This is a genomic window from Pseudomonas sp. NFX71 (genome assembly GCF_048079215.1).
GTDB classification, from domain to species: domain Bacteria; phylum Pseudomonadota; class Gammaproteobacteria; order Pseudomonadales; family Pseudomonadaceae; genus Aquipseudomonas; species Aquipseudomonas fluorescens_B.
In genome coordinates this window covers 2,966,896-2,989,360 of record NZ_CP182230.1, presented here as the reverse complement: position 1 = coordinate 2,989,360, position 22,465 = coordinate 2,966,896, and the positions used below count along the sequence as shown (strand labels likewise).

Annotated in this window: 21 protein-coding genes and 1 pseudogene; 5 read left to right on the top strand and 17 right to left on the bottom strand. The window is 60.3% G+C overall.

The genetic code is table 11. The annotated features are described in order from the left end of the window. Positions 1-46: 46 nt before the first annotated feature. From ACM1ZW_RS13710 to ACM1ZW_RS13675, 8 genes are all read right to left on the bottom strand, one after another. Positions 47-2,476: a TonB-dependent siderophore receptor gene (locus tag ACM1ZW_RS13710; RefSeq protein WP_416740701.1), complete on the bottom strand. Its 2,430-nt coding sequence runs from the start codon at positions 2,474-2,476 to the stop codon at positions 47-49. A gap of 125 nt (positions 2,477-2,601) precedes the next feature. After that, the gene (locus ACM1ZW_RS13705; RefSeq protein WP_416740700.1) at positions 2,602-3,588 is read right to left on the bottom strand and encodes a FecR family protein; all 987 of its coding nucleotides are present in this window, start codon (positions 3,586-3,588) and stop codon (positions 2,602-2,604) included. Next, entirely contained in the window at positions 3,585-4,148 is a 564-nt protein-coding gene (locus ACM1ZW_RS13700; protein WP_416740699.1) for an RNA polymerase sigma factor, read from the bottom strand. The genes ACM1ZW_RS13705 and ACM1ZW_RS13700 overlap by 4 nt, the downstream gene beginning before the upstream one ends. Before the next feature lie 4 nt (positions 4,149-4,152). After that, positions 4,153-4,479 carry a DUF3325 domain-containing protein gene (locus tag ACM1ZW_RS13695; RefSeq protein ID WP_416740698.1) on the bottom strand — a complete coding sequence of 109 codons (327 nt, stop codon included), beginning with the start codon at positions 4,477-4,479 and terminating at the stop codon, positions 4,153-4,155. Continuing rightward, positions 4,480-6,060 (bottom strand): PepSY-associated TM helix domain-containing protein, encoded by a 1,581-nt coding sequence (locus ACM1ZW_RS13690; RefSeq protein ID WP_414879396.1) that lies wholly within the window; start codon positions 6,058-6,060, stop codon positions 4,480-4,482. After that, a complete protein-coding gene (locus tag ACM1ZW_RS13685; RefSeq protein ID WP_414879395.1) occupies positions 6,057-6,350 on the bottom strand; it encodes a DUF3649 domain-containing protein in 294 nt (97 codons plus the stop codon). The genes ACM1ZW_RS13690 and ACM1ZW_RS13685 overlap by 4 nt, the downstream gene beginning before the upstream one ends. A 363-nt stretch (positions 6,351-6,713) precedes the next feature. After that, positions 6,714-7,121 carry an HPF/RaiA family ribosome-associated protein gene (locus tag ACM1ZW_RS13680; protein WP_017336601.1) on the bottom strand — a complete coding sequence of 136 codons (408 nt, stop codon included), beginning with the start codon at positions 7,119-7,121 and terminating at the stop codon, positions 6,714-6,716. A 213-nt stretch (positions 7,122-7,334) separates the two neighbouring features. Next, positions 7,335-8,282 (bottom strand): LysR substrate-binding domain-containing protein, encoded by a 948-nt coding sequence (locus tag ACM1ZW_RS13675; RefSeq protein ID WP_416740697.1) that lies wholly within the window; start codon positions 8,280-8,282, stop codon positions 7,335-7,337. Positions 8,283-8,417: 135 nt separating this feature from the next. On the opposite strand from ACM1ZW_RS13675, the gene ACM1ZW_RS13670 reads away from it, so the two are divergent. Beyond that, positions 8,418-9,794, top strand: coding sequence for an L-serine ammonia-lyase (locus ACM1ZW_RS13670; protein WP_416740696.1), 1,377 nt, complete (start codon positions 8,418-8,420; stop codon positions 9,792-9,794). 264 nt (positions 9,795-10,058) lie between these two features. Next, positions 10,059-10,373, top strand: coding sequence for a DUF3509 domain-containing protein (locus tag ACM1ZW_RS13665; protein ID WP_017336598.1), 315 nt, complete (start codon positions 10,059-10,061; stop codon positions 10,371-10,373). Here the strand turns inward: ACM1ZW_RS13665 and ACM1ZW_RS13660 are convergent. Next, positions 10,370-10,870: a phosphate-starvation-inducible protein PsiE gene (locus ACM1ZW_RS13660; RefSeq protein WP_017336597.1), complete on the bottom strand. Its 501-nt coding sequence runs from the start codon at positions 10,868-10,870 to the stop codon at positions 10,370-10,372. The genes ACM1ZW_RS13665 and ACM1ZW_RS13660 overlap by 4 nt on opposite strands. Before the next feature lie 313 nt (positions 10,871-11,183). On the opposite strand from ACM1ZW_RS13660, the pseudogene ACM1ZW_RS13655 reads away from it, so the two are divergent. Further along, a pseudogene (locus ACM1ZW_RS13655) lies at positions 11,184-11,438 on the top strand (YebG family protein); the annotation flags it as partial. Between the two features lie 153 nt (positions 11,439-11,591). Here ACM1ZW_RS13655 and ACM1ZW_RS13650 read toward each other — a convergent pair. From ACM1ZW_RS13650 to ACM1ZW_RS13640, 3 genes are all read right to left on the bottom strand, one after another. Beyond that, a complete protein-coding gene (locus tag ACM1ZW_RS13650; protein WP_416740695.1) occupies positions 11,592-12,035 on the bottom strand; it encodes a hypothetical protein in 444 nt (147 codons plus the stop codon). Beyond that, positions 12,020-12,793 carry a hypothetical protein gene (locus ACM1ZW_RS13645; RefSeq protein ID WP_416740694.1) on the bottom strand — a complete coding sequence of 258 codons (774 nt, stop codon included), beginning with the start codon at positions 12,791-12,793 and terminating at the stop codon, positions 12,020-12,022. The genes ACM1ZW_RS13650 and ACM1ZW_RS13645 overlap by 16 nt, the downstream gene beginning before the upstream one ends. A gap of 159 nt (positions 12,794-12,952) precedes the next feature. After that, positions 12,953-13,972, bottom strand: a complete 1,020-nt coding sequence (locus ACM1ZW_RS13640; RefSeq protein WP_017336593.1) for a Glu/Leu/Phe/Val dehydrogenase family protein — start codon at positions 13,970-13,972, stop codon at positions 12,953-12,955. Positions 13,973-14,146: 174 nt separating this feature from the next. Here ACM1ZW_RS13640 and ACM1ZW_RS13635 point away from each other — a divergent pair, with 174 nt between their 5' ends. Then, positions 14,147-14,950 (top strand): SirB1 family protein, encoded by an 804-nt coding sequence (locus ACM1ZW_RS13635; protein ID WP_017336592.1) that lies wholly within the window; start codon positions 14,147-14,149, stop codon positions 14,948-14,950. Positions 14,951-15,048: 98 nt separating this feature from the next. Here the strand turns inward: ACM1ZW_RS13635 and maiA are convergent, their stop codons facing one another. The 3 genes from maiA to hmgA are packed head-to-tail and all read right to left on the bottom strand — an operon-like array spanning position 15,049 to position 18,309. Beyond that, positions 15,049-15,684 (bottom strand): maleylacetoacetate isomerase, encoded by a 636-nt coding sequence (maiA, locus tag ACM1ZW_RS13630; RefSeq protein WP_414879391.1) that lies wholly within the window; start codon positions 15,682-15,684, stop codon positions 15,049-15,051. A 12-nt stretch (positions 15,685-15,696) separates the two neighbouring features. Further along, the gene (gene fahA / locus ACM1ZW_RS13625) at positions 15,697-17,001 is read right to left on the bottom strand and encodes a fumarylacetoacetase (protein WP_017336590.1); all 1,305 of its coding nucleotides are present in this window, start codon (positions 16,999-17,001) and stop codon (positions 15,697-15,699) included. A 3-nt stretch (positions 17,002-17,004) separates the two neighbouring features. Continuing rightward, complete coding sequence (gene hmgA, locus ACM1ZW_RS13620) at positions 17,005-18,309, bottom strand: homogentisate 1,2-dioxygenase (protein WP_414879389.1); 1,305 nt, start codon at positions 18,307-18,309, stop codon at positions 17,005-17,007. 165 nt (positions 18,310-18,474) lie between these two features. Between hmgA and ACM1ZW_RS13615 the strand changes: the two genes are divergently transcribed. Further along, on the top strand, positions 18,475-19,269 hold the full coding sequence (locus ACM1ZW_RS13615; protein ID WP_414879388.1) for an IclR family transcriptional regulator: 795 nt from the start codon (positions 18,475-18,477) through the stop codon (positions 19,267-19,269). Positions 19,270-19,294: 25 nt separating this feature from the next. On the opposite strand, the gene ACM1ZW_RS13610 is transcribed toward ACM1ZW_RS13615, so the two are convergent. Together ACM1ZW_RS13610 and ACM1ZW_RS13605 are read right to left on the bottom strand one after the other, a co-directional pair. Then, complete coding sequence (locus ACM1ZW_RS13610; protein ID WP_416740815.1) at positions 19,295-19,630, bottom strand: hypothetical protein; 336 nt, start codon at positions 19,628-19,630, stop codon at positions 19,295-19,297. 141 nt (positions 19,631-19,771) lie between these two features. Then, complete coding sequence (locus tag ACM1ZW_RS13605; RefSeq protein WP_416740693.1) at positions 19,772-22,327, bottom strand: LuxR C-terminal-related transcriptional regulator; 2,556 nt, start codon at positions 22,325-22,327, stop codon at positions 19,772-19,774. Positions 22,328-22,465 lie beyond the last annotated feature (138 nt).

Here is a 22,465-nt window from a genome sequence, read left to right as displayed (position 1 = left end):
CCGCCATCGCGGGCAGGCCCACGAAGAACGATGAAGCGGTATCCGGTCAGAATTCCAAAGTGCTGGATAGCGAAATCTGCCGCGCATCCCCCATCGACACAAAGAACCGGCTCGCCGCCGACGTGTAGTAAGTGCGATCAAACAGGTTTTTCACGTTGAGCTGAAACTTCACCTTCTGCCCCTCGACCTTGGTGTCGTAGGTGGCGAAGGCATCGGCCACGGTATAGCTCGGCAGGTCGAAATCATTCACTGCGTTGCCCGCCCGCTCACCGACATACCGCGCGCCCGCGCCGACCCGCAACTGATCGCCACCGACAATGGTGCCGAAGTCGTAGACCGCCGACAGCGAGCCGGTGTTCCTGGCGACGTTTTGCAGTTTTTTACCTTTGTAATCCGGGTCTTCAGTGACTTCGGCATCGGTGTAGGCATAGCTGCCGATCATGCTCCAGCGGTCACTGAGCTGGCCGGTCAAATCCACTTCCAGCCCACGGGAACGCACTTCGCCGGCGGCGCTGTAGATCGTCACCGGTCCTTCGGAATTGGCCACCAGCACGTTGCGCTTCTTGATGTCGAACAACGCGACGTTACCCGTCACACGCCCCGGAATGTCCAGCTTGGCGCCGACTTCCCAGGACTTGGCTTCTTCCGGCGCAACGCTGCCGTCGAGTACGGTGCTGCTGCCGCTCAACGGGGCGATGGTCGAGTTGGGTTTGAACGATTCGGTGTAGCTGCCATAGAACGACAACGCGTCGGTGTAGCGATACACCAGTCCCGCACGTGGCACCCATTTCTGACCATTGCTGTCGGTGTTGGCCTTGAACGGCACGCCTTTGCCGGCGTACTGGTCGTACTCCTGGAAACGGCCGCCAGCCACCAGAATCCACTGGTCGGTGAGGTGGATCGAGTCCTGCAGGAACAGCGAATCGCTGCGCAGTCTATCGGTCTGCGCGCTGTCGGCCGGGCTGACGGTGGTGCCGGCGACTTCACGGCCATAGACCGGGTTGAGGTAGCTGAAGGTGGTCAGGCTTTTCTGGCGGATCAGGTCTTCGCGGTAGATCTTGCGGTACTCGTCATCGACGCCGAACACCAGGTCGTGCTGCATGCCCAGCACATTGACCTTGCCTTCGAGGCTGGCGGTGGTGAAGCGGTCGGTGCTGATCGCGTTTTGCGTGCCGTCCATGCTGCGGGTCAGCGTGCCTTTGGCGGTGTTGATGGCCGTGACGCGCACCTGGCTGGCGTCGTAGGTTTCACGGTTCCAGCTGTAGCCGAAGTGCGCTTTCCAGTTGTCGTTGAGCTCGTGGTCAGCCTCGAAGTGATACAGGTCCGAGCGCCCTTCCATATTGTTGAACGGCTCGTCGAGGCGTCGATTGCGGGAGATGTCCAGCGGATGGTTGTCGCGCGGGTCGATCAGCGTTCCGCGGTCGAACGGGGTCAGGAATTCACGGTGTTCGTAGGCGAACAACAGCTTGGTGCTTTCGCCGAACCAGGCCAGCGATGGCGCCACCAGGGTTTCGCGGTGGGTGCCGAAGTTGCGCCAGTAATCTTCGTCTTCGTGGTCCAGCACCATGCGGTACGCCAGCCCGGACTCACCGAGTGCGCCGGTGCTGTCGAGGCCACCACCGCTGCCGTTTTTGCCGTCGCCGTAAGTCGAGCCGCGCAGGGTCAACGCGTTGTACTGCTCGAGCTCAGGTTTCTTGCTGACCATGTTGACCACACCGCCCGGGTCCTGAATGCCGTAGAGCAACGAGGCCGGGCCCTTCAGCACTTCGACCCGATCGACTGTGGCGTTGAGGCCACGCCCCTGAATCACCGGCATGCCGTCGCGCATGATCGAGCCGTTGCGGTTATCGCCGAAGCCACGGGTCATCACCGAATCCTGGGTGCTGCCCAGCGTGTTGCCCTGGGTGATGCCGCTGACGTTGGCCAGCGCGTCGTCGAGGTTGCGCGGCGCCTGATCACGAATGACCTGTGCCGGGATCACGTTGACGGTCTGGGGGATTTCCTGGAGCAAGGCCGACGAGCGCATCACCGAACTGGTGGGCGGCGGCTGGTAACTCATGGTTTGATCCATCACCGAGGTGATGGTGGTCGCGCCCAGGTTCAACGCGCCTTCGGTGGGCTGCGGTTCCAGCGCCAGGGTGTGAGTATCGGTGCGACGGAAGGTCAATCCCGAACCGCTGAGCAAACGCTGGATCGCTTGTTCGGCGCTCATCTGCCCGCTGACCGCTGGCGCGGTAACGCCGTACGGTGCTTCGTCGGTATAGACCACGCTGATGCCGGTAATCCGGCTGAAGTCGCTCAAGGCCTGGGGTAGCGGTTTGGCATCCATCGCAAAATTGAACTGCGAACGCTGCTGCGCCGTGCCGGCCTCAGCGGCCAATGCCACGCTCAATGGCAACAACGCCAATGCCGAAATGCTCAGTGCTGAGGCACCCAACCACTGTTTGACCGAACCCGATTTTGCCCTGGACTTCATTGCTCATGACCTGTGTAGAACCGTACGGATGCGAATGACTCGCAGTTTCAGTCACTACACGGATGGCGCCCGGGTTTACCTCACCCTGATTTTGAAAATATTTGAAAAGATCTTTTGACTTTGCTTCACCGCAAAATAATCAACGGCCCCACAGAGTGCTGCTCAAATCCCATCACCCCCTGCAACGAACTCAACACCGCCTGCGGGTTCTTGCCTGGAAAACTGCCACTGATGCGCCGCGCCGCCAGTTCATCATTGAGCAGCACAATCCGCCCCGGGTAGTAACGTCGCAGATCCTCCACCACATCAGCCAGTGGCGCCTTGTAGTAATTGAGCCAGCCCTGGCGCCACGCCAACTGCGCTTCGCTGTCCACGGCTCGCAGTTTGTCCGCCGAGCCTTCGCCATACGCCACTTGCTGGCCGGCGGTCAGAATCTGCTGTTCGGTGTGATTGTCCGCTGTCACGCCGACCCGGCCGGACAACACCGTCACTTGTGCACCGTGAGGTTGCAAACGCACTTCAAACTGCGTCCCCAGCACCCGCGCCTGCCCCTTTTCCGCAGCAACCACAAACGGTTCGCCCGTATGCGTGACGCTGAAGAAACCAGCGCCGCGCCGCAACTGGACGCGGCGCTCGCCCCGAGTGAAATCCACGGCGATGGCACTGTCGGCATCCAGGGTGACTTGCGATTGATCCGCCAACGTGACGGTGCGAATTTCCCCCGGTGCCGACACATAATCAGCGCCAAGATCATCGACCCAGCGCAGCGGCTGCCAGCCTGAACCGAGGCTGAGCATCAACAACAGGCACGCCGCCATCGCCAGCGCACCGGACCAACGCCGAACACCGCTGCGACGCGATTGACTCATGCTGTTGAGGTAGCGCTGCAAGGCGAATGCGTCTTCGTTGGCCAGCGTGCGCGCCGGGCCTTCGCTCAACTCCCACACCACTTGCGCCCGGGCGTAGGCCTCGGCATGCGCGGGATCGGCCTGCAACCAATGGCTGAACGTGGCCTGGTCGCCACTGCTCGGCTGGTCATGCAACAGACTCAGCCAGGCGAAAGCGGCCTGCTCCTGAGCGAGCGTCGGGGTGACGCGGTCAAGCTGGTTCACGGTGCTTTCCCTGGCGTGCGCGGTTCGGGATCCCGCAGGCTGGCCTTGCAGGCTTCGAGGGCGCGCATCATATGTTTTTCCACGGCACTTTGGGACAACCCCATGGCCTTGGCGATCTCCGCGTATTTACGGCCGTGGATGCGATTGAGCAGAAAAATCTGCCGCGTGCGCTCGGGCAACGCCCGCAACGCGGCTTCGACGTGGCGCAAATCATTGCCGGCCTCCAGTGCGGCCTGGGGTTCACTGCCATGGCTGTCGGGTTGATCCGGTTGCCAGCCTTCATTGACCCGAACCCGCGCGCCCTCGCTGCGCAAGTGGTCGATGGCGATGTTGCCGGCGCAGCGCAACAGGTACGTGCTGAGCTCTTCGACCTGCACCAGCGGCCGGCGCCAGAAGCGCAAAAACAAGTCCTGCACCAGGTCCGCTGCCGTTGCCCGGCACCCGACACGACGGTTCACCAGCGCTTCCATTTGCGAACGCTGGGACAAGAACACCTGCAGGAAATGCGCGCGCGCGCCGCGAGGCTCTTCGTCGTGGAAATCAGGAGGACGGGTGATCATCAGGTCAATACTGCGCAAACGCGGCAACAGGGCTGACGAGCAGACTCAGACCGGCCAGTGACAACGCCAGACGCGGTCGATAGGGCATCAACAGCACCAGCAGCAATGCACTGAGCATCAGCACCGCAAACCACTCCACCAACCCAAGCCCCCAACCGGTCGAAGCCACCGCCGCCCACAGCGACAAGGCCAGTAACAGCCAGCCACCAAGTTTCATCAGTTGGCGGCGACGGGCCGACGGCTTGCGGCCCAACAGCTCGGCATGATGCCGGTCCATCGATAAACACAGCGCGGTGAAACTACCGTAACAGAGCAACAGGGCCAGCAACATTCAGTTCGCCTCACGCTCAAGGGTGATCGGTTGCGCACGCTGTCGGGTGACGACTGCAGCCTGTGCCGAACGCTGCATTTTCCACGCAGCCCAGGCGAAAAACACACCGCTGCCCAGGCACGTCAGGTCGAAACCGGCCATCGCCCAATCGCCCTGCACCAGCGTGACGCCCAAGTGATAGGGCGTGGTCAGGGCGTTCAGCAGCGGCACCGCGCCAAACAGCAGCGCCGCCAGCGCCAACTGCTCGACCCACGCCGCACGGCCACGACGGACCATGGCATGCAACACGCTCAGGCCCCAGACGATAAAGAAGCTGTTCACTTCCCAATCCGCCCGCCCGGCCATGTCCACCGGCAATCCGCGATTGGCCCAGAAGAACGCGGCCACGGCGACCATCAGCCCGGACATGCTGGCGATGTTCAGCACCTCCACCAGCCGCAACTCGAAGGGCATCACGCCGCTTTTCGCATGCTTGAGCTGACGCTTGCCGAGCCAGACCACCAGCCCGGTGCCGATCATCGCCGTGCCGGCCAACCCGCAGATAAAGTACAGCCAGCGCAGCACCGGGTCGGCAAAACGGCCCATATGCAAACCGTAGAAACTGCCGGCAATCGCCCTCGGCAGCGATTGCTCCGGCGTGGTGCCGAGCAATTGTCCGGTCACGCCGTTGAAGGTCGCCGCGCGGCCAAAGTCATGGACCACGCGATCGGCACCGTCACGCACGAGCACCACCGAAGCGTTCGCATCGCCTGGATTGTTCACGGTGAGCCGCCCGACCCGCCCGCCCGACCACTGCTCCCGAGCCTTTTCCAGCAGCGGTGCCAGCGGCGCCAGTTCAGCCGGTTTGCCCGCCAGCTCCGGGGTAGCAGATGCCGGGAACACCTCATCGAAAAACGCCCGCACATCACCGTTGTACGAAGCCAGAATGCTGGCCGGCATCACCATCGACATGAAAATCACCAGGCTGCTGTAGGTGATCATCAGGTGAAACGGCAGCACCAGCACACCCACCGCGTTGTGCCCGTCGAGCCAGGAGCGCTGGCCCTTGCGCGGACGGAAGGTGAAGAAGTCCTTGAAGATTTTCTTGTGGGTGATGATCCCGCTGATCAGCGCGACGAACATCGCCATGGCCGCGATGGTCGACAACCAGCGGCCCCACGGATAGGGCATTTGCAGTTGAAAGTGGAAACGGTAGAAAAACTCGCCGCCCATGGTTTCGCGGCCCTGCACTTCGGCGCCGGTTTGCGGGTCGAGAAGTTTTTCCGTGAACTGACCACGTTCGCCACGCTTGGCCGGGGTCTGCTGCCAGCGTACTGACAGGCCGGGCTCGCGGGCATCGGGCAGGTCGATGAGCCAGCGCGAGGCACCGGCGGCGTGTTGCTGAAGGTAGTTCTGCGCCAGGGTCAGACTGGCTTCGGAGGTCACCGAACGGGCAGGAATTTCCGGTTGCATCCAGTGGCTGATCTCGTCCTTGAAGTAGGCCAGTGTGCCGGTCAGGAAAATCGCGAACAGCAACCAGCCGAAGATCAACCCGGCCCAGGTATGCAGCCAGGCCATCGCCTGACGAAAGCCCTCTTTCATGAATGGCCCACCCAGTAAGCCAGCCCTGACACCGCGGCCAGCATCAGGCTCGCCACGATCACCCCGAACCAGGCTCGCCACGCGCTCTGACAGGCAAAGCACCAGATCACCGCGCACAGGTAGGCCAGAAACGAGGTCATCATCCCGGTCACCACGGCGTCGGCGCGGGCCATTGGCACCCACAGACTCAGGCTGACACTGGCGAGCGCCGCAACGATATAGCCGCCCACCACGGCAGCGAGCACTCGCGACGTGACGGCCAATCGATAGGAAACGGGGAGTGCTTTCATGTTTCGACCTTGAAACGGGTGAGGCCGCGAGAAAGTCAGGGGGCCAACAAGGTCGCAATATTAATGATAAATATTCTCATACGCAAAAAAGATCCGGTTTTTCCTGCGTTTGATCCAACGATGCCTGGAGGCAAACATCACTGTGGCGAGGGGATTTATCCCCGTTGGGCTGCGAAGCGGCCCCAAAATCTGCAATCACGGGGTGCCTGATATCCATTTACGACTGCTTCGCAGCCGAACGGGGATAAATCCCCTCGCCACAGGTATTGATCAACCTGAGAATTAGCCAACCCCTGAAACAAGAACGGGCCTGCATCAGCAGGCCCGTTTTCAGAGGTGGAAAGACAAATAGTGATTCAGGCGTCAGCCGTTTTGTGCAGCCTGTTCGTTCTCGAGAAACTCGTCTTCCAGCAGCGCATCGGCAGTGGGCCTTTCGAACGGCACTATAGCGGCACGTGGTTTGCCCCGCAGTTTGCCGAACAGGTGTTCCAGCGCGTGTTCGAGTTTTTCAGCCGCACCGTCGATCGCCAGTTCCAGGTTTGCGGCTTTGTGGGTAACAGAAATCGGTTGGTGGCCTTTTGGCCGCGCTTCCAGCTGGCAGCGCATGTCGTGGGGACCGGGCTTGTCGCCGTTCTCGTCCCGCAGGTGGACCTCGACGCGTGTCAGGTCCTCTTCATAACGTTCGAGCGTGCTCTCAATGGTAGTACGTACCCACTCCTCCAGTCGGATGCTGCTTTGAATATGGTTATCGCTGTTGACTTGGATTTGCATAGTTCATCCCTTATTTCAGCTAGCTCGCGAGAGGCCCTTCGGCTGGCCCTTGGGCGTCATCACCGTGACCTCTTACCTACACAATCGGTCTGTGCGCCGAACATTTCAACCCCTGAAAAAAGATAAATTTTCATTCGCAAAAAAAGCCGGACAAGGAGCAAAAGCGCTGTTAAGGTCGGGAGTTGGGTCGCTTCACTTCTTTGTCACAAATACTCACATCTGCCGCTCTGCCAGCGGGTGCAGGCTTCGAAAAACGCCCGCCTCCTCCACCAGCCAGTCATGCACTGCACGCACGCCCGGATGGCTCAGCGCCCCCGGCGCATACAGCAGCATGTAACGCTTGTGATTCGGCACCGCCAGACCAAACGGCACAATCAACGCTCCGCGTTCCAGCTCATCATTCAGCAAGGTGCGCCGCGCAATCGCCACGCCCATACCGGCAATCGCCGCCTCGATGGTCAGGTGGTTGCGATTGAAGGTGTGCCCGCGCCGCACATCCGCGCCTTCGTAACCGATGGCGTTGAGATAAAACTCCCATTCCGCGTACTCATAACTGCCGCGCCAGGCCGTGATGTCGTGCAACAGCGGAAAGTGCGACAGGTCTGCCGGGCCATGCAACGGCGGCCGCCCGCGCAACAGACTCGGCGCGCAGACCGGGAAGATCTGCTCGTCGAGCAAAGCCGTGGACATCAGGCCGGGGTAACTGCCATCGTTCAGATCGATCGCCAGGTCGAAGTCGCCCTCGTGCAACGGCACGCTGCTGTCCTCCGCCACCAGGCGCAATTGAATGTCTGGAAACCGCTGCTGCAAGCGCGGTAGACGCGGGGTCAGCCATTTGCTCAGGAACGAGGGAATCGAGCGCACCCGCAAAATCCCGCTGATCATTCCGGCGTCCAGTCGTCGCAATTCGGCGTCGATGCTGCCGTAAGCCTCGTTGACGGTAATGGCCAGTCGCTGGCCATGCGCGCTCAACTCCACCCCCCGCGCACGCCGGTGAAACAGTCGGAACCCTAGCCGTTCTTCCAGTTGGCGGATTTGCTGACTGACCGCACCCGGTGTGATGTGCAGTTCTTCGGCACAACGGGTGAACGACAAGTGCCGCGCGGCACAGGCAAACACGTGCAGCCAGACGTAAGTCTGGGCGTGCAATTGGCGACTCATTGTTTAGTCCTGCTAAAGGCTGTCTTAGGAAGTTTCGTTAGTCACGTAGGACCGAGACGCGCAGTATCGCTGACATTGCGCTTGTCCTACAAAAATGGCGGCGATTTCTCTTCCATTGCTTGTATAGGCTTTAGCATGGCTATCAGTGTTTTTGATCTTTTCAAAGTCGGCATCGGTCCGTCCAGTTCCCACACCGTCGGCCCGATGCGCGCCGCCGCGACCTTCGCCCAGGCACTGATCGAGCAGAATCTGCTCAATGCCGTCCGTCGGGTGGAAATCCGTCTGTACGGCTCCCTGTCCGCAACCGGAGTCGGTCACGCTACCGACCGGGCCTGCGTCATGGGCCTGATGGGCGAATGGCCGGACAGCATCGATCCGACCTGCATCGACAGCCGCATCAACACATTGCTGGAGACCGGCGAACTGAATCTGGCCGGCCAAACCACCATTGCCTTCGACTGGCACCGCGATTTGCTGCTGCTTGATGAGAGCCTGCCCTACCACCCCAACGCCATGTCTCTGACAGCCTTCGGCGAAACCGGTGAGCTGTCGGAGCAAACGTACTACTCGATCGGCGGTGGTTTCATCATCGAAGCGGCCGAAGCCGAATCCGGCATCGTTCCGACCAGCGACGTAGTGCTGCCGTACGATTTCTCCAGCGCTGCCGAATTGCTCAAGCTGTGCAATCAGCATGGACTCAGGGTTTCCGAGTTGATGATGGCCAATGAACTGGCCTGGCGCAGCGAAGCCGACATCCGTCAGGGCTTGCTGCATATCTGGTCGGTGATGCGCGAGTGCGTCGAGCAGGGCTTGCGCCACGAAGGGATCCTGCCCGGCGGTCTGAATGTTCCGCGTCGGGCGGCGAAATTGCACCGCAGCCTGTTGGAAATCGGAAAGCCGAATGTCATCACTTCGACGCTGTCGGCGATGGAATGGGTGAACCTGTTCGCCCTTGCCGTGAACGAAGAAAACGCCGCCGGCGGACGGATGGTCACCGCGCCAACCAATGGCGCGGCCGGGATCATTCCCGCCGTCCTGCACTACTACATGAAGTTCAACCCGGACGCGTCGGACGATGATGTCGTGGCGTTCTTTTTGGGCGCTGCAGCCGTAGGAATTCTCTGCAAGAAAAACGCTTCCATCTCCGGTGCCGAAGTTGGCTGCCAAGGCGAAGTCGGCTCGGCCTGCGCCATGGCCGCCGCCGGTTTGGCGGACGTACTCGGTGCTACCCCGGAGCAACTGGAAAACGCCGCCGAAATCGGCCTGGAACATAACCTCGGCCTGACGTGCGACCCGGTCGGCGGCCTGGTGCAGGTGCCGTGCATCGAGCGCAATGCCATCGCTGCCGTGAAGGCGATCAACGCCACGCAAATGGCCCTGCGCGGCGACGGCAAACACTTCATTTCCCTGGACCGGGTGATCCGCACCATGCGCGACACCGGCGCCGACATGCACGACAAATACAAAGAGACTTCACGAGGCGGCCTGGCTGTCAGCTGGGTGGAGTGCTGATCGGTCTGATTGCACTGTCAGCGATCATCGACTCATTCATGCCCTGAAACGGGCAGGCAAAAAGAAGGCGGGCCATAGAGCCCGCCTCTTTTATCCCGCGATCATTGTCCGACAACCTTTCCGGCATGCCCCTTGCTACACCCCTGACGAGGCAAAAAGGATTTTTTGAGAACCTCAGCGAGCGCCTGCCGATGGTCCGGTATTGCGAACCAACCCGACCATGGCCGGTCAACAACTGCACGTTCAATCAGGCGGTGACGCATCATGGACAACCCCTTTCAGCTCATTACCGATGCCTTTGCACCGGATTACCAGATCAACCTGAGCATTCAGGGTCTGGACGGCAGCATCATGCTGACCCTCTCCAACAGTGGCCGTATCGTGGCCAAACGGATGATCAGCGCCGAACAACGCAATGACCCCAAGCGCCTCAAACGTTTGGTGCAAAGCATCCAGTTCGGCATTGCCATCGAACAGGGCCAGTGCGCCATGACCATCCTCGAAGCCATGACCGACGGCGACAACCACAAGCTGCCGCCGCCAGCCAAAGGCCAGCCGCGGCCCGCCATGCGCCTTTAAATCTCGCCCTTTTCCACTTCGGGATGCTCACCGGAACCCGCACCGATCTTGCGTTGCGGGTGTTCGATCTTCACCGAAGGGAATTGCGACGAGGCGTAACGCACCACCAGAATCGCAAACGCCAGTAGCAGAATCCCGCCGCACAGGTAAATGATGCCCAGGTCAGGCGGGTTGTGGTGCGAGACGTTGGAGATCAGCAGCCGCGTCAGCGCAGTGATCGCCACGTAAATCAGGAAGCGCACCGGCATGTGGTTGGTCTTGAAGTAAATCCCGACCATCGCGCCCAGTTCGAGGTAGATGAACAGCAGCAAGATATCGTCGATCTTGATGTGCCCCTCTTCGATCATCCCCAGAAATTCCATCACCGCTGCCCACGCGGTCACTGCACCTATGGCGAACAGCGCCAGGTAGTGGAAAGTCTCGACGAACAGATTGCCCAGGGACTCGGCCAGTTGGTGCACGTTTTGCCGCAGGTTCTCGGCCCAGTTGATTTTCACGATGATTCTTCCTTAGCTCGGTTCGAGCGGATGATGCGGGTTGGACGTGACGGTTGTTCTGCATGCAGAAAAAAGGCCAGAGGCGCCTGCGACATGATGGCGAGGTGCTCTAAAACGCGCTCCGTGGCGTTTGGTCGCACCCTGTGGGGGCTAGCCCTCGCGATTGGAGCGCCACGGCCCACCTGACAAACCCTGAATTCGGTCTACATTAAAAAGCCACTACCCAAAGCGCAGGGATTCGCTTATCCTTTTCGCTGTATATAAATACAGTGGTCGAAACAGACAACTATCGTGAAGGCATGTGAGGTGGTGAATGGCCGTCGAAGTGGTATACCGCAGCAGCCGAGATCTGGAGCGCTTGTTCATGGATAAAGCCGAAGCTGACCGTCATGACAAAATGCTCGAACTGGCCGAATTGCTGGCTGAAGTGTTGCAAAAAGCCGTTCCGTCCCTGACCGAGCAGCAAGTGGAAGAAGCCGGGATCTACATGGCGAAGAACCGCGATGTGTTCGCCAAGGCATTCAAGAGCCAGCCGGATGCGTTGTCCGAACTGCTGAGTGCGCCGGCTGAAATAGCGGAACCCGTTGTTGAAGCAGTCGAAGCCGCTGAGCCTGCCAAGCCAGCTAAAGCAGCCAAGACACCCAAGTAAGCGACACCCGAATTGAATAGGCCCTGAGTCGAATGACTCAGGGCCTTTTTCATGCCTGCGAAAAACCGGGGATCAGGCCGTTCGCGGGGTTCTCTTGTCCGCCGCTGTCGAACCTCCGCGGAATGAAGCCCCCGATGGCCCCTGCGAAGAAAGCCCCTGGATGACGTAGAGGTAAGTCTCTTGTGCGCCGTAGTCGAGCATGCTGATCAAACCGCCGACATAGCTGCCGTTGAAAAGAAAACCATCAAAGTTATAGGTCACGGTGAAGGTGATCTGTGCCTCGGTACTTTTACCCGAGGCCTCGATGGTCGTGCCTGCCGACGTTGACGGTGATACGGCGCTTCCCTCGTATGGGATCGGATCTTTGTAAAAACCCGGTAGCGCCAATGCGCCCGTCATCGAATCGGTGTCGAACGTCAACGTGCCGCTCTGCCAAACCTGCAACCCCTTCGGGTTGGCGCTCGCGTCGAACAGACTGACGGAGAACGTGTAAGTAGTCGTCATGATTTCACCCATGGCCGTTCAACGACGTTCAGCAGGTAGACCTCATCACTGTCGGGCGTCAGTGAAAACAGATAGCCATTGTTGAGGAAGTCCTCGTGATCGCTGACATCGATGGGCCAACCGGGATACTGATTCCCGTCGGCGTCCAGCACCCACATGAACTTGACGTTGTAATCCGTCGGGGTGTCGGACTTGTAGACCCCGCCTGCCACCTGTGTCCCGTCGTCAAACCGCGCCCACGCCATGACAACCGGTGAGCCAACGCTGATGTCATCGGGCACCGCAGCATTGCCCTGCATGATCAGCGTCCATGCCTCTTTGCCGCCCGCAGGAAGCAACATTCGCGCTACGTGTTGAGGCGTCGGCGATCCGGCTGCCTGAGCCGTCACGGCGCCCTGACCAACGCCGGCGCTCGGCACTACGTCGAGGGTATAGCCAAATGTGTTTTCACCGGGTTGTGGCACTGGGCCGGTGATGGTGCAGGTCAGGCCGTTTTGCTGGGCAACCTCGATATAGGGGTCCCAGGAACCGGGCGTCGAACCCGAGTTGATCACGCAGTTGATGGCCGGGTTTTCAGACTGGTAGAGGGTGAAGAAGACGTTGCCGTCGCTGTCCCATAAACCGGTGCTCACCGGACCTGCGGTGCCAGGGGTGAAAATAGTGATCTGCCCGCCGTAATTGGCGCCGTTATCGTCACTGACAAACGACACGCCAATATCGAGACTGGAGTTGATCGTGAAATTGCAGGTGAGAGATGAACTGGAAGACATGATTCGCTCCTTGAAATCACGAAAAAGCATTGCGCCAGTCATGATTGCCCCAGACGCAGGCAGGCCTTCATCAACCGGGCGGGTGGCGTTGCGCCATCCCGCTTGCAGCGTAGTCAGGACTCTAGAATTTGCCAGCGGCATGAAGGACGCTGTGAGCCTTCATTGGTACAACACTTTCTCCGCCAACTCGTCCGCCACCCGCGCCGGGGAACGTTTCTCCGCCTGGGCATGGGCAAAGACTTCGGTCAGCCTCGAGCTGATTTTAGACAAGTGGGCGGTAATGGTCGTCAGCTCTTCGCCGCGGTGTTTGAGCGAGACGTAGATCAGCCCGCCGGCATTGATCACATAATCCGGTGCGTAAAGAATGCCCCGCCGTTCCAGTTGATCCGCAACGTCCAGATGAGTCAGCTGGTTATTCGCCGAACCGGCCACGGCCGAGCATCGCAATTGCGTGACGGTATTGCTGTTGAGTACGCCGCCGAGGCCGCACGGCGCGAGAATATCGCAAGGCGTGCTGAGCAGCGCGTCGTTGGCGATCGGATGAGCACCAAGTTGCTCCATGGCCAGTTGCACCTTGCCGTGATCGATGTCGCTGACCAGCAGTTCGGCTCCGGCGGCATGCAGTTGTTCGGCCAGGGCGAAACCGACATTGCCCAGGCCTTGAATGGCCACGCGCAGGCCTTCTAGGTTATCGCTGCCCAGGCGAGCCATGGCGGTGGCACGAATGCCGGTGAACACGCCCATCGCCGCGTGAGGCGCCGGGTCGCCCGCCGAGGTGGTGCTGGTGACATGTTGGGTCTGTTGGGCGATGCAATCCATGTCCGCCACCGAAGTGCCGCTGTCGATGGCCGTGATGTAGCGGCCGTCGAGTTGATTGATGCAGCGGCCGAACGCTTCGAACAGGGCCGCGCGGTTTTCCACATGGACCGGTCGCACAATCACCGCCACGCCACCGCCCTGCGCCAGACCGGCGAGCGCCGCTTTGTAACTCATGCCTTGGGCGAGGCGAATGGCATCCTCGACCGCGGACTCGTCATCGGGATAGGCAAGGTAACGACAGCCTCCCAGGGCAGGCCCCAGACGGCTGTTATGAATGGCAATGACCGCCTTCAACCCGGTGACCGGGTCGACGCTCAGATGCAGCGATTCAAGGCGAGTGCTTTGCATGAGAGCGAACATCGTAGGGGCTCCCGAATCACTTCTTGTAGTCGCCAGTATAGGCTCGCGCCCAAAAATTGCAGAAGCGCACCGGAATAAGGATTGCCGCGACTCAGCGCTTTCGGACATAACCCGGCGTGCCACTGGACGAACGCCGCAGACGAGGCTAAAACGAGGCATTCCCCGGAGATTTTGATGACGCCTCGCCAACACTTCTTCGATTGTCTGCAACGATCACCGCCCGCGCTGTTCGAGGCAGCGCTGTGGATGTCTGTCGAGCATGACAAGGAAGTGAATCCAGCGGCGGTCCTGGCCCATTTCAAGGACCTGCAACAACGCGTCAGTTACGGTCTGCCGATGCTGCCCGTGAGCGAACTGGCCCAACCGCTGCTGCGACGCCTCAATGACCTGGGCTTCGCCCAGGACGACTTTACCCCCTTGCGCCCGCAAGCAGCCTTACTCGACAAAGTGCTGGAACGCCGGCGGGGGCAACCGCTGGCACTGGGGCTGATTGCGCTGGAACTGGCCAGAGGCCTGGAAATCCCCATGGTCGGGGTCAACTTTCCCGGGCATTTTCTGCTGCGGGTTCCGGGAGCCGATCATTTGCTCGACCCTTGCGGTGGACGCCGGTTGTACCCCAACGATTGCCGTGAACTGTTGCAACGCCAGTACGGCCCGAACATGAAACTCAACGCCGAGCATTTACTCACCGCCGAGCCCGTGCAGATGCTGCAGCGACTGTCGCGCAACCTGCGTCAGTTGCACCTTTCTCACGATGATTACATTGGTGCGTTGATCGACGCCGAGCGTGTGCTGGAGCTGGGCAACGCGAGCGCCTCCGATTACCTGGCCCGGGCCAGCCTGTATCAACGGCTGGACTGCCCGAACGCCGAGCGTTTCGATCTGGAGCATGCACTGCTGCTCAGCGACGACCCGATTCAGCGGATTCGCCTGACCGAGCGATTAGGCCACCTGCCGCCCAACTCGGTCGTCCATTAAACGCAAAAGATCGCAGATCTTCGGCAGCGCCTACATTGAGAGGGTGTACACCCGGCAGGAGCTGCCGAAGGCTGCGATCTTTTGCGCTTGTTTATGACTCAAGGGGTGTCTGGCTGGTTCGCCGGGTGAGCCTTGATGAAGGCCGGGTGAGACACTGCAAGTGCCGCCACCCGACGAATCCGCGGATACGCCTCAAGGGAAATGCTAAAGCGCTCAGCCGCGTACAACTGCGGGATCAGGTAAACATCCGCCAGGCCAGGTGTCGGACCAAAGCAATAACCCTCATCGCCAATCAACTGCTCGACCGTCGCCAGGCCCTGGCCGATCCAGTGTCCAATCCACTCGACCACCTGCGTTTCATCGTGCCCCGACTGCCGCAGCCGGTTGAGCACGCTGACGTTGTGCAGCGGATGCACATCGCAACCAATCACCGCTGCCACACCCCGTTCATGCGCGCGGGCGGCGAGGTCTTTGGACAGCAGCGGCACCTGTGGATAACGTTCCTCCAGGTACTCGATGATCGCCGGAGACTGAATAAGCAACTCGCCTTCATCGGTACGCAAGGCCGGCACCCGGCCTTGCGGGTTGATGCCCAGATACGCTGGCTGGCGATGTTCGCCACCCGGCGGTGCGATCAGGTTGACCGGCAGTGCCTGGTAATCCAGCCCCTTCAACGCCAACGCGATGCGCACCCGGTAAGACGAGGTCGAGCGGTAGTAGGTATAGAGCTCCATGACCCGATCCTCTTAACGCGCCGGCAGCACTTTGCCGCGGCACTCGCCGAAACCGATGGAGGCAAAACCGTCGCGGCTGCAACGGGCACGCAGAATGATTTCGTCGCCGTCCTCGAGGAATTTACGCACTTCGCCAGAGGCCAGTTCGATCGGTTTTTTACCGCCTTCGGTGATTTCCAGCAGACTGCCGAACTGACCGTTCTCCGGCCCCGACAATGTGCCCGAACCGAACAGGTCGCCGGCCTGCAACTGGCAGCCGTTGACGCTGTGATGCGCCACCAGTTGCGCCACGGTCCAGTACATGTGTCGGGTGTTGCTCAGGGTCAGGCGATGGGCCGGTAGGTTCTGCTCGCGCATGGCTTCGGTGAGCAGCAGCACTTCCAGTTCGATGTCGAAGGCGCCAGCGGCTTGATCGCGTTTGTCGAACAGGTACGGCAGCGGCTGCGGATCGCCTTCAGGACGCGCCGGTTGCGCACGACGGAACGGCTCAAGCGCTTCGGCCGTCACCACCCACGGCGAGATGCTGGTGATGAAACTCTTCGACAGGAACGGCCCCAGTGGCTGGTATTCCCACGCCTGGATATCCCGGGCCGACCAGTCGTTGAGCAAGCAGAAACCGGCGATGTGATCGGCGGCATCGCCGATGGCGATCGCGTCACCCATCTCGTTGCCCTGGCCGATCCAGATACCCAGTTCCAGTTCGTAATCCAGGCGTGCGCACGGGCCAAAGGTCGGCTCGGACTGACCGGCCGGCAAGGTCTGGCCTTTCGGCCGGCGAACATCGGTGCCGGACGGGCGAATGGTCGATGCACGGCCGTGATAACCAATCGGCACATACTTGTAGTTCGGCAGCAACGGGTTATCGGGACGGAACAGTTTGCCAACGTTTTGCGCGTGCTCGATGCCGACGTAGAAGTCGGTGTAATCGTTGATCTTCGCTGGCAGGTGCATTTCGCAGTTTGCCGCCAGCGGCAGCAGTTTCGCGCCTTGGGCTTCGATCTTGCCGTGCAGGGTGCTGCCTTCCTTGAACAGTTCGATCAAGCGTTCACGCAGGGCGACGCGAGCCTCACGGCCCAGCTCGAAAAACCCATTGAGCTGACCGCCACGGGTGGCTTCGACAGCCGTTTTTGCCGCGCCGTCGAACAGCCCGGCATCGAGTGCCGCCTCCAGATCAAAGATGTGGTCACCGATCGCCACACCGCTGCGCGGAGCAGAGCCCTTCACGCTGAACACGCCCAGCGGCAGGTTTTGCAGCGGGAAATCCGCATGACCGTTGGCAGAGGCAACCCAGCTACGAGTGATGGAAGTCTGAGTCATGGGTTATCTCCGGGTCGGGTCGAAAGTGGCGGGCAGCGTGGCCCAGCAGGCGTCGTAGTTGGTTTGCAGTTGCGGGCAATCGAGAGCGAATCGGCTTGGGCGCAGCACCTGGCTGGTCTCGAACATGAAGGCCATGGTGTTGTCGATTTTCGCGGGTGCGAGCTCGGCGTTGACCGCTTTGGTGCAGGTTTCGCCGTCCGGGCCGTGGGCGCTCATGCAGCTGTGCAGCGACGCGCCACCGGGTACGAAGCCTTCGGCCTTGGCGTCGTACTCGCCCTTGATCAGGCCCATGAACTCGTTCATCAGATTGCGGTGGAACCACGGTGGCCGGAACGTTTTCTCGGCCACCATCCAGCGTGGCGGGAAGATCACGAAGTCCAGATTGGCCAGACCGTGGACACTGGTCGGCGAGGTCAGGACGGTGAAAATCGACGGGTCCGGATGGTCGAAGCTGACCGTGCCGATGGTGTTGAAACGGCGCAGGTCATACTTGTACGGCACATTGTTGCCGTGCCAGGCGACCACGTTGAGCGGCGAATGATTGAGTTCGCAGCCCCACAACTGGCCGAGGAATTTTTGCACCAGGGTGGTCGGCTGCTGGAGGTTTTCGTAATGGGCGACCGGGGTCAGGAAGTCCCGCGGATTGGCCAGGCCGTTGCTGCCGATAGGTCCGAGGTCCGGCAGGCGCAACGGCGCGCCGTGGTTCTCCGCAATGTAGCCGCGCGCCTGCGGGTCGAGCAGCTCGACGCGGAATTTCAGACCGCGCGGCAACACGGCGATTTCCAGCGGTTCAAGTTCCAGCACGCCCAGTTCGGTGGCGATGCGCAGCCGTCCCTGTTCTGGCACCAGCAAAAGCTCGCCGTCGGCGTTGAAGAACACACGCTCCATGGAGCGGTTGGCGCGGTAGCTGTAGATGCTGATTCCGGCCGGTTTTTCCGCCGCCGAATTGGCCGCCATGCTCACCAGCCCGTCGATGAAGTCGGTGGGCTCGGTCGGAATATCCAACGGGTTCCAGCGCAGGCGATTGGGCGTCACTTCACCCAACGGGCCACCGGCCAGTTGCCGATCCAGTTTGACGAACGCCGGGTGATTGGCCGATGGCTGAATGCGGTACATCCAGGTGCGCCGCGCTTCGCTGCGGGCCATGGTGAATGCAGTGCCGGAGAACAGTTCGGTGTAGAGACCGTATGGCGCCTTCTGCGGGGAATTCTGGCCGACGGGCAATGCGCCAGGCAACGCCTCGCTGCTGAATTCGTTGCCGAAGCCGGACTGGTAGGCCAGCGCTGGCGCCGTTGAATCGAGGTTCATGGAGCCTCCTGAACAGGGAGTAGGCAATGGCCTGTCACTCTGTTTCAGAGGTTCCGGCACGCCTGGGTTATTTTTGTCGTAATTCGATTACGCACAACGTAATTTGATTGGTATTGACCGTCAAGCTATAAAGACGCCCATTCGTCCCGGAATCAGACCGCCTCCATGGAAACGCCGCGCAACAACGACAAACAGAAAGTCCGCTCGGCCGAGGTCGGCACCGACATTCTCAAGGCACTGGCCGAGCTGTCACCGTCGACGTCCCTGTCGCGCCTGGCCGAGCACGTGCAGATGCCGGCGAGCAAGGTCCACCGCTATTTGCAGGCCTTGATCGCCAGCGGTTTTGCCGAGCAGAACACCGCCACCAATCATTACGGCCTGGGTCGCGAGGCCTTGCGTGTGGGGTTGGCCGCACTCAACAGTATGGACGTGCTCAAAGTTGCCGCCCTGCCCCTGGCCGAGTTGCGCGATGAATTGAACGAGACGTGTTTTTTGGCGGTGTGGGGCAATCAAGGCGCGACCGTGGTGCATATCGAACCGGCGGTGCGCGCAGTGACGGTGGTGACGCAATTGGGCTCGGTGTTGCCGTTGCTCAGCTCGTCGACCGGATTGGTGTTCGGCGCCTATTTGCCGAAACGAGAAACCGTGGACCTGCGCGAGCAGGAACTGCGCAACGCTACTCCCCATGCGCTGGCGGACGATCAGGCGTATGCCGCGCTGTGCGAACAGATCCGTGAGCGCGGTTTGCATCATGTCCATGGTTTGTTGATGCCGGGCGTCGATGCTCTGTCGGCACCTGTTTTCAACGCCGTCGGCAACGTGGCGGCGGTCATGACCATCGTCGGTCCGGCATCATTGTTTCACGCCGACGAAAACGGCCCGGCGGCGCAGCGATTGCTGACGACGACGCGGGCCGTAAGTTGGCGAATGGGATATGAGCCATCCGCCGTCACAGGTTAATCAAGTTGATCGCCTACTGGAGCGATTACTTGTTTCGGTAGGATTCGACTACAACCCGACCTGCTTGATTAAGGTCGGCGATATCCAACTCGGTCACTCGATCATTTTTATCAAAAGTCCATCGCTTGAAGAAAACACCTGCGTACTCATCATTGAACGCCGGCAGTTCATTCTCTTGCACTTTCTCCATGATCGCCCAGCTCAAGCTCTCGGAATAATCAACCACCTGCTTTCCTTCGTCGTTGACCACTACCGAATTCAGGTAGGTTTCATCGGCATTGATCGCAATACTCATATCACCGAAAACCTCAGCCAACTTTTTACTGACTTCTTCCAACAAATAATTTTTCACAAACAGCATCCTTTCCATAAATAAGGGATCGGCCAAGATACATTCAAAAAGACAAATACAAATTGACGGGCCGACGCCCACTTTATAAAACACTCCAACAACACAAGTAACTCTAAAACTTGTATGCATTCGTAAACATATAACCACCCATCAAACAACGATACCCAACGTTTTTGCCTTGGCCACTGCTTGAGTTCTACGCGCAACCCCCAACTTCCCGTTAATCCGGCGCGCATGGGTTTTAACTGTATGTAACGATATGAACAACAGATCGGCTATTTGTTGATTGGAGTTCCCCAGGGCAACCAACTCAAGGACTTCTATTTCACGCTGACTTAACCGGTTCTGGCCCAAAGCCGCCGATTCAGGGGTAAGCGCTGAATCAGTACGACCAATCGCCTCCGGCAAGCGTGGCTGGCGTAATCGAAAGTCGCGAATAGCCTGTTGAAGGTTACAACGCTCGACCATTGCCAGGCCTTCCTGCAACGACTGGCGGGCAGCAGGCGTATCGCCCGTCAGCCAGGCTACTTCTGCCAGTGCCAGGTGCAATTGCGCTTGCAGCCCCGACATTCCCCGTTGTCGTGCCCAGTTCAACTGGGCCTCGAGCTGCACCAGAGGGGCTTGCGCCTGCCCGCGATACACTTCGGTCAGCACCAGCAGGTATTCAAGGCCGGGAATCAGCTCCAGCGTCGCCGGCGGAGCCTGTCGTGCATGGGCACCATGATAGTGGCGCAGCACCCGGGTCAGGGCTTCATGGGCCAATTCCGGGCGGCCCTGCTGTAGCCAGAAATGGCAGCTGATTTGCAGCAGGACACTGCGGTAGACCGAGTCTGGAATCCGCCGCTGTTGCATCAACCGCTCGGCGTCACGCAGCAGGACAAAGGCCTGGGCGTAGTCCTGGCGATTGGCGGCCAATTGCGCGAGGCCGAGAAAGCCATAAAGCACGCGCTTGTCCTGACTGCGCAGGCACATCTGTAGCCCGCTTTCGAAGTACTCGGCCGCTTGTGCATCCTGTCCCTGAGACAAGCTCAAACGCCCGCGACGCAAGGCAATCCGCCCGAGCAACGGTTCGGCCAGCGGTTGCCGCTTGGCAAGCAAATCGTTCATGTTCGCCAGCAAGTGCTCGGCCCTGCCGGGCGCTCCCCGTTGTTCGAGCACTTGCGCGTGATCGAGCTCCAGCAACCCTTCGAACACCAGCGAATCGTGCGCGCGCGCCAGGCACAACGCCTCACGGTTGAGGGCCTGCGCCACCTCAAGCTCGCCCCGCAGCAACGCTTGCTGGGTCAGGCCGGACAGGCACATCAGCCGGGCGCCCCACAGCGGGGGGCCGAGCTCGCTGAGCGCCTCCAGCAAATGCGTCCGCGATGGCTCCATGCGCCCCTGCAAATGCAAGAGCCAACCCTGCAAGGCTTGCCAGCGCGCGATCAGTTGCTGTTGCTGGAGCGCCGACGGCTGAGGCATGAAGCGCGACAAGTGCTCGATGCATTCGCCCGCCTGCTCGAACCGCCCGGCGAACAGCAACGCTGCGGTGATCAGCCCCACCAGTTGCGGCGAGCTCAGCGTAAGCTCCTCGCCTTGCCGTTCATGCAGACGCAACAACAGCACCACTGTCTGCTCCTCGAACAGGTGCTCGAAACTGAAATGCTGCAACAGGCTGACCGCAACTTCGAACTCTTGCGCCAGCAAGGCCTGTTCAAATGCGGCTTTCCAGTCCAGTTCAGCGGCGAACCACTGACAGGCGCGGCGATGCCAGGAGCGTCCCTCCGGCCATTGTTCTTCGCGCATCAAATGCGTGAGTGGCGCGAAAATCTGCAGCCAGTCTGTCGAGTCCTGCCAGGGCTCGATAAAGCAACCCAACGCCTGCAACGTATTCAGGTACTGCGCGCCCTCCCCCGCACCGAACAGGTGGTCGCACAGCCGGGCATTGAAACGCGGCAGATGGGCGAGCACCCGCCAGGCTTCCGTGAGCTCCGGGGTCAGAATGCTGAACAGTTCGTGCTCAAGGTAATCGTGCAGCGTGTCCGGCCGAGCATGCAGCGGCTCGTTGCGCGACCCGTCGCATTTTTGCAGCAACGCAATCCGCACACCCGCGCACCAGCCGCCGCTCAGTTCGACGATCCTGCTGGCACGCTTGGCGGCCTGCTCCGGCTCCAGGTGATGCAACAGTCGGGCGATTTCAGTTTGAGTGAAAGCCAGCGTGGCGCGCTCGCAGTCGTACAGTTCGTCGGCGAGCAACAGGCGTGGCCAATTGCAGGGAGGGCGGCGGCGACCACTCAGCCACCAGGTAATCACCGGGTTACTGATCGCCAATAGCCGGTCGAGCAAAAGATCCAGCTCCGGGTCGGGTGTGCGGCAATAGTCATCCAGGCAGACCCAGGTCGGCGTTTGCAATTGCGCCAGATACGCCAGCAATCCTTGTTCGTCCGCTGAGCTCGATCCCAACGCCCGAGCCAGCCGCTGAAGAAACTCGCCGACACTCAATGACGCACCCGCCAATGGCAGCCAACAGACGTGACACGGTTCGGGCGCCCGCAGCAGGCATTCGATGAGCAGCGCACTCTTGCCACTGCCGGCCGGCGCACAGAGCAGTTTCACCCGCGCTGTCGAGGCCAGTAACGGCTCGATCAACCGCTCGCGAGTCAGGTGATGGGAAGACAAGCGGGGCAAGAGTCCAGTACGGTCCAGACACGGGGCCATGGCAGTCATAGTGGTGCGCCTTTTTATAATTGTGGCGCCACCCTAGTCCTCCCCATACGACTTGTTGAAGAAGTATTCAACACGCTGATCGACACCTATAAAAAAGGTGACCGCAAAGTCACCTTTTTCCGTAGGGGCTGTAGGAAT